This is a genomic window from Streptomyces celluloflavus, assembly GCA_000720995.1.
Lineage (GTDB): Bacteria > Actinomycetota > Actinomycetes > Streptomycetales > Streptomycetaceae > Streptomyces > Streptomyces celluloflavus.
Window position 1 is genome coordinate 79,716 of record JOEL01000006.1, and the last position, 16,388, is coordinate 96,103.

Below are 16,388 nucleotides of genomic sequence, written 5' to 3' on the forward strand. Positions count from 1 at the left end.
CCACCGCACCGGCGACGCCGTGCACTGCCGCCGCGAACCGTGCCGGGCAGACGGTCGGTGGCGGGTGGCCGTGCGTCTGCCCTCCTGGGTCTGTGGCCGTGGGTCCGGCCCGGCCGCCGTCCCGCCGCGCGCCGGCTTCCGCCTCAGCGCCGCGCGATCCAGCGCACCCCGTAGCCCGCCAGCGGCACGGCCCGCCCGTCGACCGTCGCCGTGATGCGGCGGTCCGTGGTGTTGACGACCAGCGTCGTGCGGTCATCGGCGAGGGCACGGACCCGCGCGCGGTCGTCCGCCGCGATCGCGGGTTGGCGCGGCCGGGTGCCGGGCGGGAAGGCGCGGGCGAACCCCGACAGCAGATCCATCATCGGCAACTCCCCTCCCCCGTCCGCCAGTTCGGTGCTGCGCCAGAGGCAGCCGGGACAGTCGGCGCCCTCGTTCTGCGGGTTCCAGTAGAAGCCGCTGGTGGCACCGCCGGCCGCCATCTCGATGAGGGCCGCCGCCTGCACGGCGGTGCGTTCGCGCTCGCTCCAGCCGCTCCGGTCGCCGGCGGTCTCGACGTACCACTCGGCCCACCACAGCGGCAGCCCGGTCTCCTCGCGCAGCCGGCGCCCCACATCGGCGAACTTCCGGGTGGCGGCGAACGGATCCGGTGCGTAGCGGTCATCCGTGCTGTAACTGGAGCCGTCGACGACGACGAAGTCCGCGCCCGCCTTGTGCCGGTTCCAGTACCGGAAGGCGTCCAGGGTGCGCTGATCGACGCTGCCCCAGGGGCCTTTCCACGCGGAGGGGTGGGTCTCGTCGCCCAGGACATGGCTGTCCATCACCAGATAGGGCCCGCCCACCTGATTGGCCGGGTTCGCCCTTTTCAGTTCCCGGTGGACGAGGTTGTACAGGCGGGTGTATCCCTCGCTGTTCCAGCGTCCGCGGGAATCGTCGAAGAAACCCTTGAATTCGTTCCAGACGACGAAGTGGCGCACGTCCGGATAGCGGCGGGCGATCTTTCCGGCGAGCGCCGCGAAGTCCGCGTAGTGCTCCGGCGCGGGGGCCTTCTCCAGCGCGCTCCAGTCGGTGTGGCCGGCCGCCCCGCGCTTCATCCAGTCCGGCGAGCAGCACAGGGTCAGCACGGGGGTGCCGCCGGTGCGGCGGATCAGCGCGATACGGCGGTCCAGATCGGTGAAGTCGTAACGTCCGGGGCTCGGTTCGGGGTTCCGCGCGCCCCAGCCCATGATGTGCTGGTTCTGCGGCATCGGGTCGGCGGACAGCAGCCGGGCGGCCCGCCCGGTGGCCCGGTCCGTGCCCCGGTCCGCGCTGTACTGGGTGTGGGTGAAACCCCAGCCGACGGCGGCCTTCGCCGCACCGGACGGCGGTGGCGGCACGTCCGGCGACCGACTGCATCCCGTCAGCAGCACCGCCAGCAGCACCGCCGGGACCATCACCCCGGCTACTGTCACCAGGGCGGCCCAGCGGCGCACCGCCCAACTCCCCCGCCTCGCGCGGGCTCCCTCCCCTCCCGCACCACCCGGACGTCCCCGACGTACCCCACCTTCACGTCCCTGACGTGCCCCACCATGGCGTCGCACAACAGGCAACAGTAGCCAGCCGGCCGGCCGCCCGGTACACCTGATTTCCTCGTCACGGGTGGATTCCGGGACAGGGCGAACGCCGGAATGCCGCGGGTGCGCGGGATATTCCGTGTACGCGGCGGGGCCGGGTGGCAGATCATGGCCGCATGAGTGCCGATCACGTCCAGCCGACCGCCGCCGAGGAGTCCCTCCCGATCCGTCTGACCCTGGACGACAGCGATTCCCCTTCCGATGTCATCGACGCGCTCTTTCTGGGGCGGTTCGCCAACGGCGAGCAGCCGTACTGCCGTACCCGGTCCCTGGAGCGGGTACGGACCGGCCTGACGCTGCTGCCCCCCGGCGCCCGCGTCCTGCGCTCCGCGCGCGGCGACAGCCGCAGTGCCACCCTCGCGGAGGGCGACGGCTTCACGCTCCTGATCTCCCGCTGGAACCGCGGCGCCGATGTGACGGTCACCGCCGTCAGCGACGAACTGGCCGAGAAGGTGCTGGCCCACTCCGCGGACGGCGCGGAGGACGAACCGGAGCCGCGGCCGGAGAACGTCTCCATGGGCTTCTGGTACTTCTCGCCGCGCCGCGGCCCGCACCGTACGTCCCGGCAGATCTCGGCCGGCACCTGGGAGGAGGTCCGGCCCAACTACACCGCGCCGGTGGCCGACGCGATGGACCGGCTGATGAAGGTCGCCCCGGAGGAGATCGCCGGCCGGCTCCTGCTGCTGCACGGCCCGCCCGGTACGGGCAAGACCTCCGCGCTGCGGACCCTCGCCCGCTCGTGGCGGGACTGGTGCCAGGTGGACTGCGTACTGGACCCGGAACGGCTCTTCAACGACGTCGGATACCTGATGGACATCGCCATCGGCGAGGAGGACGACAGCGGCAAGGACCGCTGGCGGCTGCTGCTCCTGGAGGACTGCGACGAACTGATCCGCGGCGAGGCCAAGCACACCGCCGGGCAGGCGCTGTCCCGGCTGCTCAATCTGACGGACGGACTGCTGGGCCAGGGCCGCAACGTCCTGGTGGGCGTCACCACCAACGAGGACCTGGAACGGCTGCACCCCGCCGTGGTCCGGCCGGGCCGCTGCCTCGCCCGTATCGAGGTCGGCCCGCTCAGCCGCCCGGAAGCGGTGAACTGGCTGGGCACGGAGGAGGGCATCGGACGCGAGGGAGCCTCCCTCGCCGAGCTGTACGCCCTGCGCCGCGGCACCCGCCCCGCGTCCGTCCCGTCCCCGTCCCCGGACTCCGACGCCGGGCTGTATCTGTAGGGGAACAGGTGGTGCCCGGGGACAGCCTCCTATGACGCAGGGGCGAGCGGCGCACGCACCGGGGCGCCCACGCCTTGTCCACGCGTCGCCTCGGAGACATCGAGGCAGCGCGTGGACAAGGCGGGCGAACCGCCCACCACCCGCCACGACGGGCACCACTCCGACGCCGTCACCCATGGGCCGCCGAGGACGGCGACGGCACGAAGCCCCGGAACCGCCTCGGCGAGGTTCCGGGGCTTCGTCGTGCTCAGCGCGCGGCAGTGGGCGCCGGGAGCCGTCGCGACATGTTCATCTCCTCGACGGTGGCGACCAGCGGGGCCAGCTCGGGGTTCTTGGCGGCCTCGTCCAGCGCCTCCCGGAGGGCGGCCTCGTTGGTCGGCCTGGCCGCTTCCAGGAGCTTTAGGCCGGGCCCGGTCACGTCGGTGTAGATGCCGCGGCGGTCGGTCGCGCAGAGGTAGCGCGAGAGCAGGCCGCGGTCCTCCAGCCGGGTGACGAGGCGGGTGGTGGCGCTCTGGCTGAGCACCACCGCGTCGGCGACCTGCTTCATCTGCAGGTGCCCGCCCTCGCCGTCGTGCTGGCGGCTGAGCACGTCGAGCAGCGAGTACTCGCGCACGCTCAGGTCGTGCTCGGCCTGGAGGGTGCGCTCGATCTGCGCCTCGATCCGGCCGGCCAGGAGGTAGAGGGCGGCCCAGCCGTTGGCGAGGGCGGTCAGCGCGGGGTCCGTGGCGGTCATGGGCGTGGCTCCTTCGGGTGCGACGCCCTCAAGGATAAGCCCTTGCACAAATATCGGCCAGCGCACGTATCCCGCTCACGCAAGTATTACCCTCCGCGACGCCGGGGTGCGCGGCCCGCCGCCGTCCGGAGAATCGGTTCCACCCGGCCCCCAGGAATCCGCCCCGCACCCGCGGAGCGACCGCCGCCGCGCAGGGATCGGAACGAAGGGAATCGTCATGACCGTTTCCAGCACCCCGATGAACCTCACCCGGGCGGCCCACGTCGGGATCTCGGTGTCGGACCCGGACGCCTCGATCGCGTTCTACCAAGCCCTCACCGGGCGCGAGCCCGTCGCCTCGGGAACCATGCACAGCGTGCCGTTCGGCGCGTCGCAGGGCCTGTTCACCGCGGAGCTGCGCTACGCCACGATCAACCTCGACAACAGCCTCGGCATCGACCTCATCGAGTTCCGCAACCCGCCGGGCGAGCCGACCAGGGGCGCCGCCAACCGTCCGGGCTCGATGCACCTGTGCCTGCGGGTGGACGGCTTCGACGCGGTGTACCGGCGGATGAAGGAGGCCGGCTACGCCTTCCTCGGCGACGATTACACGTTCATCGCGGGCGAGGTGACACCCGAGGCGGCACTCGGCACCAAGGTCGCCTACTTCAACGACCCGGACGGCACCAACCTGGAGATCATCCAGCCCGAGGGCGGCTTCGCCGGCTGAGGTGCCCGACCAGCGCGGGCGGGGCCCGGACCGACACGATCCCGGGCCCCACCCGCGTTCACACGTCCGCCGCCACCACCCACCGTCAGCGACAGACGAATGCCCGCACTTGCGCTTAGCCAGCGCATGCAACTATTGTCGGAGCACGTAAGGCGCACCCGCAATCGTATGGAGGGCAGCACACCATGCCTCTCGCGCTCCTAGCCCTGGCCATCGGGGCCTTCGGGATCGGCACGACCGAGTTCGTGGTCATGGGCCTGCTGCCCGAGATCGCCGGCGACTACGGGGTGTCCATCCCCTCCGCCGGACTCCTGGTCACCGGTTACGCGATCGGCGTCGTCATCGGCGCCCCGCTGATGACGGTGCTCGGCACCCGGATCGGCCGCAAGACGATGCTGATGATCCTCATGGGCCTGTTCGTGGCGGGGAACCTGCTCTCCGCCGTGGCACCGACCATGGGCGTGATGCTCGTCGGCCGCATCGTGGCCTCCCTCGCCCACGGCGCGTTCTTCGGCATCGGCTCGGTGGTCGCCGCCGACCTCGTGGCCCCCGACAAGAAGGCCGGCGCCATCGCCACGATGTTCACCGGCCTCACCATCGCCAACATCGTCGGCGTTCCGCTGGGAACCTTCATCGGCCAGGCCGTCGGCTGGCGCGTCACCTTCGCCGTCGTCGCCGCGCTCGGCGTGGTCGGACTGCTCGGCATCGCCAAGCTCGTCCCCGCCCTGCCCCGCCCCGAGGGCGCCCACCTGCGCCGCGAGCTCACGGCGTTCCGCAACCCCCAGGTCCTGCTCGCCATGGCGATGACCGTCCTCGGCTTCGGCGGTGTCTTCGCGGCGATCACCTACATCGCGCCGATGATGACCCACGTCGCCGGCTACTCGGACGGCGCCGTCACCTGGCTGCTGGTCCTGTTCGGCGTCGGGATGTTCCTCGGCAACCTGCTCGGCGGCAAGTTCGCCGACCGCAAGCTGATGCCGATGCTCTACGCCTCCCTCGGCGGACTCGCCGTCGTCCTGGCCCTGTTCACCCTGACCGCACACAACAAGATCCTCGCCGCGGTCTCCATCCTGCTCGTCGGGGCGCTCGGCTTCGCCACCGTCCCGCCGCTGCAGAAGCGGGTCCTCGACCAGGCGCACGGCGCGCCCACCCTGGCCTCCGCCGTCAACATCGGCGCCTTCAACCTCGGCAACGCCCTCGCCGCCTGGCTCGGCGGCCAGGTGATCGCGGCCGGCCTCGGCTACACCGCCCCGAACTGGGTCGGCGCGCTGCTCGCCGGAGCCGCGCTCCTGCTGGCCGTCCGGTCCGCCGTCCTGGAGCGCCGCACCCCCGTACGGGAGGGCGCCGTCACCGCCGCTCCCGTCCCCGTCCACCACTGACCGTCCCCCTCTCCGTTCCCCCTCCCCGTTCCTTCCAGGAGAAGCGCCACCATGAGCACCACCCTCACCCCGCTGACCACCGCCGACGCCGAGACCCTCGTCGCCGCCGCCCGCCGCGCCGCCCGGGCGGCCGGGGTCGCGGTCAGCGTCACCGTCCTGGACGCGGGCGGCCACCTGCTCGCCTTCCTCCGCGACGACAGCGCCGTGCTGATCTCCGGGGAGACCAGCACCCGCAAGGCGTACACCGCTCTCCAGCTGAGCGCCCCCACCGCCGACCTGGTCGACCTCGTCAAGCCGGACGGACCGTTCCACACCCTGTCCACCGCGCTCGACCGGCCGCTCCTCTTCATCGCCGGTGGCGTCCCGATCCACCGCGACGGCAAGCTCGTCGGTGCCATCGGCCTCGGCGGCGGCGCCCCCGAGCAGGACCACTCCTTCGCCACCGCCGCGCTGACGGAACTCGCCCGGTGACCCGCACGCCGCAGGAGGTCTTCGCCGACCACGGGCAGCGCCTGGGCACCGGGGACCTCGGCCACATCGCCGGGAACTACACCGAGGACACCGTCCTCATCACCCCCGAGGGCGCGCACCACGGCCGCGACGGGGTCCGGCGGGTCATCGGCCGCCTCCTGGCCGATCTCCCGGACGCCGACTGGCAGCTGGACCCGCAGTTCGCGGGCGGGGTGCTGTTCCTCCGGTGGACCGCCGCCACCGCCACTCACCAGGTCACCGACGGCACCGACACCTTCGTCTTCCGCGACGGACTCATCAGCGCCCAGACCGTCCGCTACACCCTCACCGACCTTCCCCGCTGAAAGGAAGCACGCACCATGAACAACTCCACCGTCCCCACCGTGAAGCTCAACAACGGCGTCGAGATCCCCCAGCTCGGCTTCGGCGTCTTCCAGGTCCCCGACGACGAGACCACCGCCGCCGTCACCTCCGCCCTGGAGGCCGGCTACCGCAGCATCGACACCGCCGCGATCTACGGCAACGAGACCGGCGTCGGCCGTGCCCTGGCCGCCTCCGGCCTGCCGCGCGAGGACCTGTTCGTCACCACCAAGCTGTGGAACGCCGACCAGGGCTACGACGCCACCCTGCGCGCCTTCGACGCCAGCCTCGCCAAGCTCGGCCTCGAATACCTCGACCTCTACCTGATCCACTGGCCCACCCCGGCCCGCGACCTCTACCTGGACTCCTGGCGCGCCGTCGAACGCCTCGCCTCCGAGGGCCGCATCCGCGCCGCAGGCGTCTCCAACTTCCAGCCCGCCCACCTCCAGCGCCTGCTGGACGACAGCCGGCTGGTGCCCGCCGTGAACCAGATCGAGCTGCACCCCGGCCTCCAGCAGGCCGAGCTGCGCGCTTTCCACGCCGAGCACGGCATCGCCACCGAGGCGTGGAGCCCGCTCGCCCAGGGCGCCGTCCTGGACGACCCGGCGATCACCGCGATCGCCGCCCGCACCGGCAAGTCCGCCGCCCAGGTGGTCCTGCGCTGGCATCTCCAGCTCGGCAACATCGTCATCCCGAAGTCCGTCACCCCGGCGCGCATCCGCCAGAACCTGGACGTCTTCGGCTTCCAGCTGACCGACGAGGACATGGCCGCCATCGCCGCCACCGACCGCGGCCTGCGTACCGGCCCGCACCCGGACCAGCTCAACTGACCGACCCCGCACCCCCGGAAGCCCGCTGCGGGCCGGCCCTTCCCGGCCGGCCCGCAGCGGGCTTCGCCCGTTCCCCCCACTCCGAGGACCGATTCACCCATGGCACCCCGTCACCCCGCCCTCGCCCGCCTCGCCCCCGGCGAGGGCCGGCTCACCCTCGGCCTGGAACTCCCCCTCGACAACGACTGGGGCCCCTCCCGGCAGGCCACCGACCGTACGGCCGGCCGCCCCCACGGCGTCCCGGACCTCGCCGACCACGCGCGCCTCGCCCGGCTCGCCGACCGGCTCGGCTTCGCCGGCCTCTGGGTGCGCGACGTCCCGCTCTTCGACCCCGTCCGCTTCGGGGACGCCGGGACGGTCTTCGAGACCTTCACCCACCTCGGCCACCTCGCCGCCGTCACCGAGCACGCCGTCCTCGGCACCGCGGCCGTCGTCCTGCCGCTGCGCGAACCGCTGCTCGTCGCCAAGGCCGCCGCCACCGTCGACGCGCTCTCCGGCGGCCGGATGCTGCTCGGCCTCGCCAGCGGCGACCGTCCCGTCGGGTACCCGCTCTTCGGACGGGACTTCGAGGCCCGCGGCGCCGCCTTCCGCGAGGGACTGCACACCCTGCGCGCCGCCTGGCGTCCGGGCCCGCTGGAACTGCCCGGGGCCGGGCTCGGCTCGGACTTCCAGCTGGAGGTCCTGCCGAAACCGGCGGAGGCGGCGGGCATCCCGATCGCCGTCGCCGGCGGCGCCCAGCAGACGCCCGAGTGGATCGCCGAGCACGCCGACGCCTCGCTCAACTACCCCCGCGACCTGGGCGCGCTGCGCCTGCGGACCCGCCGGTGGCGCGAGCTCGCCGGGGAGAAGCCGTACGTGACCCCGATGGTGCTCACCCTCCAGGAGGACCCGGACGCCCCGGCCCGTCCGATCCGGCTCGGCCTCAGCACCGGCCGCAACGCCCTGATCGAGCACCTGGAGACCATGGCGCGGTCCGGGGTCTCGCACGTCTCCTTCAATCTGCGGCCCAACGACCGGCCGGTGGAGGAGCTGCTGCTGGAGCTCGCGGAATACGTCCTGCCGCGTTTCCCCACATCCGTCGCATAGAACCCTTGCATTAACCAGCGTCTGCAATTATTGTAAAAGCATGCAAGGTGCGCTCGCATCTATCGAGTGGCCCTTGCACCCCCCACTCTCCGTTTCGAAAAGGCATCACCATGTCCCTCAAGGAACTCCTCCCCGGCAAGCTCGGCTACGGCACCGCCCCGCTCGGCAACATGTTCCGCGCGATCCCCGACCAGGAGGCCGCCGCCACCGTCGAGGCCGCCTGGCAGCAGGGCGTCCGCTACTACGACAGCGCCCCCTTCTACGGCGCCGGTCTCGCCGAGGAGCGCCTCGGCGAGGTCCTCTCCGCCAAGCCCCGCGACGAGTACGTGCTCTCCACCAAGGTCGGCCGCGTCATCCTTGAGGAGCTGGAGGAGGGTGCCCGCGAACTCGGCGAGAAGGGCGGCCTGTTCGAGCACGGCAACCCCCACAAGATGCTGCACGTCTGGACCGCCGAGGCCACCGAGCGCTCCATCGAGGACAGCCTCAAGCGCCTGCGCACCGACCGCCTGGACATCGTCTGGGTCCACGACATCGCCCAGGACTTCCACGGCGACCAGTGGCTGGCCAAGTTCGAGGAGGCCCGCACCGGCGCCTTCCGGGTCCTGTCCCGCCTGCGCGACGAGGGCGTCATCGGGGCCTGGGGCCTCGGCGTCAACAAGACCGAGCCGATCGAGCTCACCCTGTCCCTCGACGAGCCCCGCCCGGACGGCTTCCTCCTCGCCGGCCGCTACACCCTCCTCGACCACGGGCACGCCCTCCAGCGCCTGCTGCCGATGGCGCAGGAGCAGGGCGTCGGCATGGTCGTCGGCGGCCCCTACAGCTCCGGCATCCTCGCCGGCGGCACCCACTTCGAGTACCAGGAAGCCCCTGCGCACATCATCGAGCGCGTCACCCGGCTCAAGGACCTGGCCGCGAAGCACGGCGTGAGCGTCAAGGCCGCCGCCCTGCAGTTCTCCCTCGCCCACCCGGTCACCGCCGCGGTCGTCGCCGGCGCCACCAAGCCCAGCCGCATCGCCGAGGACCAGGCGGCGCTCAACGAGACCGTCCCCGCCGCGTTCTGGCAGGAGCTGCGCGCCGCCGGCCTCGTCAGCCTGGCCGCCCCGCTGCCGTACGGCGTCTGAACCACCCCCGACCCGTCAGGAAATCCGATCATGGCCTCCACCTCCGTCAGCCGCATCGTCCCCGCCTCCCCCGACAAGGCGTGGAACCTCATCGGCGGCTTCGACTCCCTCCCCGACCGGCTCCCGTACATACCCGAGAGCACCGCCCTCGAAGGCGGCCGCGTCCGCCGCCTGCGCAACCCCGAGGGCGGGATCATCATCGAGCGCCTCGTCGCCTTCAACGAGGCCGAGCGCCACTACAGCTACGCCATCCTGGAAGCCCCGTTCCCCGTCAACGGCTACGTCTCCACGATCCGCGTCCACGCCGTCCCCGGCCAGGAGAACGCCGCCGAGGTCCAGTGGTCCGGCCGCTTCAACCCTGACGGCGCCACCGAGGACGAGGCCGTGGCCCTCTTCACCGCCATCTACCGCGACGGCCTCGGCGCCCTCCACACCACCCTCGCCGCCTGAGACCCCTTCCTCCTGCGAGCCCGGGTACGCCCCCGCGCACCCGGGCTGCCGACTGGTTCCGGGCCCCGGCGGTCGTTCTCGGGCGGCTTGGGGGCGCACGGGACGTACCAACTGACCGCCGTACGCGGCGACGCGATCGGCGGCCTGCTGCGGCCCGTCGTCCTGTCCGGCCGCCTCGACCGGCCCGGCCCGGCCCGGGAGAGCCAACCATGAGCCGGGACCGCATCCCGCCCGGGTGGCACCGCCTGAGTGGCCAAAAATGCGACGGGTTAGCATATGAGCGCCGCCTAGCTCGAAAGATAAATCTGTGACTGTTGTCAACGAAGACTCATTCACCAACTGGAAGAACCGCGAGGAGATCGCGGAGTCGATGATCCCGATCATCGGGAAGCTGCACCGTGAGCGGGACGTCACGGTCCTGCTGCACAGCCGCTCCCTGGTGAACAAGTCGGTGGTCAGCATCCTCAAGTGCCACCGATTCGCCCGGCAGATCGCCGGTGAGGAGCTCTCGGTCACCGAGACGCTGCCGTTCCTCCAGGCCCTCACCACGCTCGACCTGGGCCCGTCCCAGATCGACATCGGCATGCTCGCCGCGACGTACAAGGCCGACGACCGCGGTCTGTCGGTGGCGGAGTTCACCGCCGGGGCCGTCTCCGGTGCCACCGGCGCCAACAAGACCGAGCGCCGCGAGCCGCGCGATGTCGTCCTCTACGGGTTCGGCCGCATCGGCCGCCTCCTCGCCCGCCTGCTCATCGAGAAGGCCGGCTCCGGCAACGGCCTGCGGCTGCGCGCCATCGTCGTCCGCAAGGGCGCCGGTCAGGACCTCGTCAAGCGCGCCTCGCTGCTGCGCCGGGACTCCATCCACGGCCAGTTCCAGGGCACGATCACCGTCGACGAGGCCAGCGGCACGATCATCGCCAACGGCAACGAGATCAAGGTGATCTACTCCGACGATCCGACGTCGGTGGACTACCCGGCGTACGGCATCAAGGACGCCATCCTCATCGACAACACCGGCAAGTGGCGCGACCGCGAGGGCCTGTCGAAGCATCTGGGCCCCGGTATCGCCAAGGTCGTCCTGACCGCACCGGGCAAGGGCGACGTCCCCAATGTCGTCCACGGCGTCAACCACGACATGATCAAGCCGGACGAGCAGATCCTGTCCTGCGCGTCCTGCACCACCAACGCGATCGTCCCGCCGCTGAAGGCGATGGCGGACGAGTACGGCGTCCTGCGCGGCCACGTGGAGACCGTCCACTCGTTCACCAACGACCAGAACCTGCTGGACAATTACCACAATTCCGACCGCCGCGGCCGCTCGGCGCCGCTCAACATGGTCATCACCGAGACCGGTGCCGCCTCCGCCGTCGCCAAGGCGCTGCCCGACCTCGACGCACCGATCACCGGCAGCTCGATCCGCGTCCCGGTGCCGGACGTCTCCATCGCGATCCTCAGCCTGCGGCTCGGCCGCGAGACCACCCGCGAGGAGGTCCTCGACTACCTCCGCAATGTGTCGCTGACCTCGCCGCTCAAGCGCCAGATCGACTTCATCAGCGCCCCCGACGCGGTCTCCAGCGACTTCATCGGCTCGCGCCACGCCTCCATCGTCGACGCCGGCGCCACCAAGGTCGACGGCGACAACGCGATCCTCTACCTCTGGTACGACAACGAGTTCGGCTACTCCTGCCAGGTCATCCGCGTCGTCCAGCACGTCTCCGGGGTGGAGTACCCGACCTACCCGACCCCGGTGGTCTGACCCGTACCGGCGAACCGTCCGGCCGCCGGCACTCACCGGCGACCGGACCCCGGCAGCCCGCGCCCCTCGACCGCCCCGCCAGGGGCACCACGGGCGGCGCGGCAGCCGGCGCCGCGCGGCGACTCGGTCCACGCCCCCCGGACGCGGTGCCGCAGCTCAGCGCTCGCTGGCCCGGGGCTTGAGCCGCACCGAAGCAGCCGCTCCGCCTCGTCCTCCACCGCCCTCGTCCGGCCCCGCCCGGGTCAGCGGTGCCGCCAGGTGCTGGCGGTCGATTCCGGCTGCGGCGCCAGGTGTTTCAGCCGACGGTACGAGCCATGGCCGGAGTCCCTGCTCGGCCAGTCCCAGCTCGGTAATTCCCCGCTCGGTCAGTCGCGGGACGCCGCCCCGTCGAGGAGACGGGCGAGCTCGGCCGGTTTGGTGAACATCGGCCAGTGGCCGGAGTCGATGTCGGCGAACTCGACGTGCTTGACCCGGCTCAGTTCCGGCGCCTCGCCGGCGGTGATCCATTCGCGCGCCTGCTCCGGGGTGAACTCCGGGCAGACGACCAGGACCGGAACGTCGTAGCGGCGCCGGTCCGTCAGCCGGACCACGCCTCTGGCCACCTGCTCGGGGACGGGGACGGCACCGGCTGCGATGCGCCGGCGGAGTTCCTCGTCGAGGTCGGCGCTGTCCGCACCCTCGAACGGGCCCCAGCCGGGGAACGGCATGGCGCCGTCGCGTATGTCGAAGAAGTCGGCGTACCGCTGGCCGTCCTCGTGGGGGAAGCCGCCGATCAGCGCCAGTTCGGCCACCCGTTCCGGGCGCGCGTCAGCGGCCAGCCAGCCGAGGGTGCAGGCGGCTGAGTGCGCCACGAGCATGGGCTTCTCCGCCGTCGCGTCGACGGCGGCGAGGACTGCCGCCACCTGCTCGTCGAGCGTGGCGGACGAGCGTCCGTCGCCCTGGCCCGGCAGGGTCACCGGCCGCGGGCGATGCCCGAGCGCCTCAAGGGCTGGTGTCACCTCGTCCCAGGCAGTGCCGTCCAGCCACAGGCCGCCGATGAGCAGGATTTCCACAGTGAGATCCACTTCCATATCGAGGGTGGGGCAGAAACGGCCGAGAGCGTCGTGCGGTGGACGCGGCCTGCCCGACCGGGCGTGCACCCATGCTAGGAGCGATTCCGGACGATCTGCTTCCTGATTACCTGCCAGCTGCCTACGCTGTCCGACGTGCAGACCGGAACGAGCCCCACAGCGCGCGCACTGCGCACCCTCGAGATCCTGCGGACCCGCCCCGGCACGACGGCCGAGCAACTCGCGGAGAAGCTCGGGGTGACCGATCGCGCCGCACGTCGCTACGTCGCGATCCTGCGGGAGGCCGGCATCCCCGTGGACTCGGTGCGCGGCCCGCACGGCGGCTACCAGTTGCGGCGCGGGACCCGCCTGCCTCCGGTGACCTTCACCCAGAGCGAAGCGCTCGGCCTGGTCATGGCGGTGCTCGACGGCAGGCCCGCCGCCACCGATCCCGGGGACCTCGTCGGCTCCGCCCTCGGCAAGGTCATCCACGCGCTGCCCGAGGGGATCGGGCGTCAGGCGGCCGCGCTGCGCGAGCATGCCGCCGCCGCGCCCGATCCGGGTGCGGCCTACGCCGACCCCGCCGTCACGAGCGCCCTGGTGGACGTGATCGCGTACTGGCGGCGCGTGGTGATCACCTACCGGAGCGAGGCCGGCAACCAGTGGCAGGAGGAGGTGGACCCGTGGGCGGTCGTCGTACGCCGGGCGCGCTGGTACCTGCTCTGCCATTCCCATCGTGCGAACGCCGTGCGCACCTACCGGATCGATCGCGTACTGGCGGCCGAGGAGACCGCGGTCGGGTTCCGGCTGCCGGAGGGCCTCGACCCGGTCGCGGTGCTGGAGGAGAACCTGGGCACCGGATGGGCCTATCCCACGCGAGTGCTCTTCGACGCACCCGTGGAGCGGGTCGCTCCATGGGCCGGGCCGTCGATGGGACAGCTCGAACCGGTGGGGGTGACGGGAGAACGCTGCGTCCTCGTCGGCAGCACCCGCAACCCGGCGATGTACGCGCAGGAGTGGCTGGCAGCGGTCCCGTTCGTCTTCCATGTCGAGGGCGGAACGGAGCTCCGGGACGCGGTCGCCACCCTGGCGTCCCGTCTCGGCACGGCCGTATCCGGACCGGCCTCGGGGGCGGGACAGGGGTGACTCCGGGGCGCCGATGACGAGTCCCCGGCAGCGGCCGGCCTCGGCCGGGCCCTTCAGTCTTCGCCCTTCACCTCGTCGTACGGGCGCCGGCATCCCTCGCAGTACACCTCCAGTGCGTCAACGCGCTGACCCGCGGTCGTCTTGAAGCTGCCCGGAAGTCGGCGATGCTCGCGATGCGCGGCTCCTCCTGGATCTTCAGCAGTTGCAGAAGGATGCGCTGTTCGCGAGGGAGCGTGGAGTGGTCCTCCAGGCGGCCGGCAAGGCGGGCGATCGTCTGCCAGGTATCAGTCACGTGTGTCTCGATTCCGTTTTGTGCGGTCGGGGTTCAAGTGCTCAGGGGGAACGTGAGCGTCATCGGGGAGCGGCCGGTCGTTTGGCTGCGTGAGGCCACCGGCTGCCTACCGGTCCTCGGCGAGGGCCACGAGCTCAGCGAACAAGCCGCCGACATGGGCCAGTTCTTCGTACCCGCCCTGCTCGATAACGCGCCCCTCGTGCACAACAAGGATTCGGTCGGCGAGACGGGTGTCTTCGAGCTGGTGTGTCACCACGATTGATTGTCATGTGCTCGGCGGCGATCCGTTTGGTCTCCAGGAAGATCTGGTGCTCGCCCCGCGGGTCAAGGGTTGTCCATAGCCGTCAAGTATCCGTCCGCGTCGGATGGCACGGCTGCCCCAAGGCACGTTCGGCACAACCCCGGTCAGCGGGTGGAAAATTGGTTGAGCCTCGTATGGCCATGTGACAGGCTCGCCAGCCTTGACCGTGATCACCAAGTTGCACGACGACGGGGTGGACATCGATGCATCCCTGGTGACACGTCCGCTCTCCACGCGGCGATGACATCCGGGGTTTCGGTGAACAGCACGTGGAGGACTGATGGCATCCATCAAGCAGTTGCAAGTCACCTTCGACTGCGCAGAACCTGAGCGCGTCGCTCGCTTCTGGTGCGAGGTGTTGGGGTACGTCGTACCGCCGCCACCGGAGGGGTTCACCACGTGGGACGATTTCAAGCGCTCGCAGCCGCCTGAGCAGCGGGATTCATGGTTCACCTGCAGTGATCCCTCAGGTGTGGGCCCGCGACTGTACTTCCAGCGCGTCCCCGAGGGGAAGACCGCCAAGAACCGGCTGCATCTCGATGTGCGGGTCGGCACCGGGCTCGTGGGTGAAGAGCGCCTCGCCACACTCCAGGCCGAGTGCGCACGACTGGTCGCGCTCGGCGCCGTACACGTGCAAACGCTGCTCGCCGATGGCACCAACGAGTCGTGCATCCCGATGCAGGACATCGAGGGCAACGAGTTCTGTATCGACTGAGAGCCGCGAACGCGTCCTCGTTCTGTCCCCATGGGCCCCGGACGAAGAACCGTCCCCGACCTATCAGGGCGTGCGCGGTTCGGACGAGGCGACGCAGCCGGCCGTTGAGCTGTTCGAACACGCCGTCCTTCTGCAGGCGGGCGAAGCAGCCGTACACGGTCTGGTGCGGCGGGTAGTCGTGTGGGAGGTAGCGCCAGGGGATGCCGGTGCGGTCGACGTACAGGATCGCGTCGGGCAGGTCACGCAGGTCGTGCTCGGGTGGGCGGCCGAAGGGCTTGCATCTGCCGCCCGAAGTGCCGGACAAGCGCTGCTGCTGAAGGTGAGCGAAGCCACTCGCGCGATGCCCCGTGACACAATTCCGCGCATGAACGATTCGGCCACGTCGGCCATGGCCCGGGAGGTGCGTCGACGATGGCGTGACCGGGAGGCGCCCGACGGGGACTTCATCGTGTTCGCCGACGGCTCGCTCACTGTGATGGATCTGCTGCGTATGCAGCCGCCCGACCGGCTCGACGATCCGCGGGCCGAGAGCTGGCACTGGACCGAGGCCCTGCGCGCCACCGAATGGAGTACCGACAACTGGGTGGAGGTCGACTCCGCGCTCGCCACGCACACCTACGAGGGAAGCCGCGCCTGGGCGGGAGAGTCCGCCCAGCACGGATCCATCGGCTGGGTCGCGCTGACCCGGGACGACGACGAGAGCACCCTGGAATGGCTCGCCGTCTCCGCCTGGTCCAATCCGTTCCACCAAGTCACCCTGGACGGCGCCGCGGTGACCGCGGGCAGCACCTCCGGCCGGATCTGGACCTTCCCTCGGAACGCGCCCCAGAAAGTAAGGATCACCAATGATCCGGCCTACCCGGGCCGTCGCCGCTGAGCGCACCGCCTTCCCCACGATGACCGTCCTCGTGCTGTGTCGATGTGCCGTCAGGCAGCCACCCGGGGGCGGCCTCGCCCCAGCCTCGTAGCAGTCCGTAACACCAACAGCGCCAACGCCTCCGCGATCGGGCCGGCACAGTGTGTTCGGACGATGTCACCCTTGGGGCCAAGGTCATGAAGCACATCGACTCGGCCAACAAGGCGGTCGTCGACTCGACACTGCCGCACGCGACAGAGGACCTGGTGTCGGCGTACACGGGTAGGTGCTCAGC

The 16,388-nt window shown here is 71.1% G+C and carries 17 protein-coding genes and 2 pseudogenes; 14 read left to right on the forward strand and 5 right to left on the reverse strand.

What is annotated here, in order from left to right; genetic code table 11:
• Positions 1–143: 143 nt before the first annotated feature.
• Complete coding sequence (locus IH09_RS07945; protein ID WP_110952161.1) at positions 144–1,430, reverse strand: xylan 1,4-beta-xylosidase; 1,287 nt, start codon at positions 1,428–1,430, stop codon at positions 144–146.
• Positions 1,431–1,726: 296 nt separating this feature from the next.
• Between IH09_RS07945 and IH09_RS07950 the strand changes: the two genes are divergently transcribed.
• Entirely contained in the window at positions 1,727–2,839 is a 1,113-nt protein-coding gene (locus tag IH09_RS07950) for a DUF5925 domain-containing protein (protein WP_052855392.1), read from the forward strand.
• A 247-nt stretch (positions 2,840–3,086) separates the two neighbouring features.
• Here the strand turns inward: IH09_RS07950 and IH09_RS07955 are convergent, their stop codons facing one another.
• Positions 3,087–3,572 carry a MarR family winged helix-turn-helix transcriptional regulator gene (locus IH09_RS07955; RefSeq protein WP_052855393.1) on the reverse strand — a complete coding sequence of 162 codons (486 nt, stop codon included), beginning with the start codon at positions 3,570–3,572 and terminating at the stop codon, positions 3,087–3,089.
• 217 nt (positions 3,573–3,789) lie between these two features.
• Here IH09_RS07955 and IH09_RS07960 point away from each other — a divergent pair, with 217 nt between their 5' ends.
• The 10 genes from IH09_RS07960 to IH09_RS08000 all read left to right on the forward strand — a co-directional run bounded on the left by IH09_RS07960 (position 3,790) and on the right by IH09_RS08000 (position 11,734).
• A complete protein-coding gene (locus IH09_RS07960) occupies positions 3,790–4,281 on the forward strand; it encodes a VOC family protein (protein ID WP_052855394.1) in 492 nt (163 codons plus the stop codon).
• 185 nt (positions 4,282–4,466) lie between these two features.
• Positions 4,467–5,660 carry an MFS transporter gene (locus IH09_RS07965; protein WP_052855395.1) on the forward strand — a complete coding sequence of 398 codons (1,194 nt, stop codon included), beginning with the start codon at positions 4,467–4,469 and terminating at the stop codon, positions 5,658–5,660.
• Positions 5,661–5,711: 51 nt separating this feature from the next.
• The gene (locus IH09_RS07970; RefSeq protein WP_052855396.1) at positions 5,712–6,131 is read left to right on the forward strand and encodes a GlcG/HbpS family heme-binding protein; all 420 of its coding nucleotides are present in this window, start codon (positions 5,712–5,714) and stop codon (positions 6,129–6,131) included.
• Positions 6,128–6,475, forward strand: a complete 348-nt coding sequence (locus tag IH09_RS07975) for a nuclear transport factor 2 family protein (protein ID WP_052855397.1) — start codon at positions 6,128–6,130, stop codon at positions 6,473–6,475. The genes IH09_RS07970 and IH09_RS07975 overlap by 4 nt, the downstream gene beginning before the upstream one ends.
• Before the next feature lie 15 nt (positions 6,476–6,490).
• Positions 6,491–7,321: an aldo/keto reductase gene (locus tag IH09_RS07980; RefSeq protein ID WP_052855398.1), complete on the forward strand. Its 831-nt coding sequence runs from the start codon at positions 6,491–6,493 to the stop codon at positions 7,319–7,321.
• 99 nt (positions 7,322–7,420) lie between these two features.
• Positions 7,421–8,407: a TIGR03571 family LLM class oxidoreductase gene (locus tag IH09_RS07985; RefSeq protein ID WP_052855399.1), complete on the forward strand. Its 987-nt coding sequence runs from the start codon at positions 7,421–7,423 to the stop codon at positions 8,405–8,407.
• A 110-nt stretch (positions 8,408–8,517) separates the two neighbouring features.
• Positions 8,518–9,528, forward strand: a complete 1,011-nt coding sequence (locus IH09_RS07990; RefSeq protein ID WP_052855400.1) for an aldo/keto reductase — start codon at positions 8,518–8,520, stop codon at positions 9,526–9,528.
• Between the two features lie 30 nt (positions 9,529–9,558).
• Positions 9,559–9,978, forward strand: a complete 420-nt coding sequence (locus tag IH09_RS07995; RefSeq protein WP_052855401.1) for an SRPBCC family protein — start codon at positions 9,559–9,561, stop codon at positions 9,976–9,978.
• A gap of 87 nt (positions 9,979–10,065) precedes the next feature.
• On the forward strand, positions 10,066–10,191 hold the full coding sequence (locus IH09_RS39690; RefSeq protein ID WP_275126359.1) for a hypothetical protein: 126 nt from the start codon (positions 10,066–10,068) through the stop codon (positions 10,189–10,191).
• Positions 10,192–10,285: 94 nt separating this feature from the next.
• On the forward strand, positions 10,286–11,734 hold the full coding sequence (locus tag IH09_RS08000; RefSeq protein WP_110952149.1) for a glyceraldehyde-3-phosphate dehydrogenase: 1,449 nt from the start codon (positions 10,286–10,288) through the stop codon (positions 11,732–11,734).
• 365 nt (positions 11,735–12,099) lie between these two features.
• Here the strand turns inward: IH09_RS08000 and IH09_RS08005 are convergent, their stop codons facing one another.
• On the reverse strand, positions 12,100–12,786 hold the full coding sequence (locus tag IH09_RS08005; protein WP_052855402.1) for an alpha/beta fold hydrolase: 687 nt from the start codon (positions 12,784–12,786) through the stop codon (positions 12,100–12,102).
• A gap of 153 nt (positions 12,787–12,939) precedes the next feature.
• On the opposite strand from IH09_RS08005, the gene IH09_RS08010 reads away from it, so the two are divergent.
• Positions 12,940–13,929, forward strand: coding sequence for a WYL domain-containing protein (locus IH09_RS08010; RefSeq protein WP_052855403.1), 990 nt, complete (start codon positions 12,940–12,942; stop codon positions 13,927–13,929).
• A 398-nt stretch (positions 13,930–14,327) separates the two neighbouring features.
• On the opposite strand, the pseudogene IH09_RS40560 reads toward IH09_RS08010, so the two are convergent.
• Positions 14,328–14,550 (reverse strand): annotated as a pseudogene (locus IH09_RS40560) (ABC transporter ATP-binding protein); the annotation flags it as partial.
• A gap of 252 nt (positions 14,551–14,802) precedes the next feature.
• Here IH09_RS40560 and IH09_RS08025 point away from each other — a divergent pair.
• Positions 14,803–15,237, forward strand: a complete 435-nt coding sequence (locus IH09_RS08025) for a VOC family protein (RefSeq protein WP_052855406.1) — start codon at positions 14,803–14,805, stop codon at positions 15,235–15,237.
• A 79-nt stretch (positions 15,238–15,316) separates the two neighbouring features.
• Here the strand turns inward: IH09_RS08025 and IH09_RS36765 are convergent.
• A pseudogene (locus tag IH09_RS36765) lies at positions 15,317–15,520 on the reverse strand (transposase); the annotation flags it as partial.
• Positions 15,521–15,601: 81 nt separating this feature from the next.
• Here IH09_RS36765 and IH09_RS08030 point away from each other — a divergent pair.
• Positions 15,602–16,114, forward strand: a complete 513-nt coding sequence (locus IH09_RS08030) for a hypothetical protein (protein ID WP_052855407.1) — start codon at positions 15,602–15,604, stop codon at positions 16,112–16,114.
• Positions 16,115–16,388 lie beyond the last annotated feature (274 nt).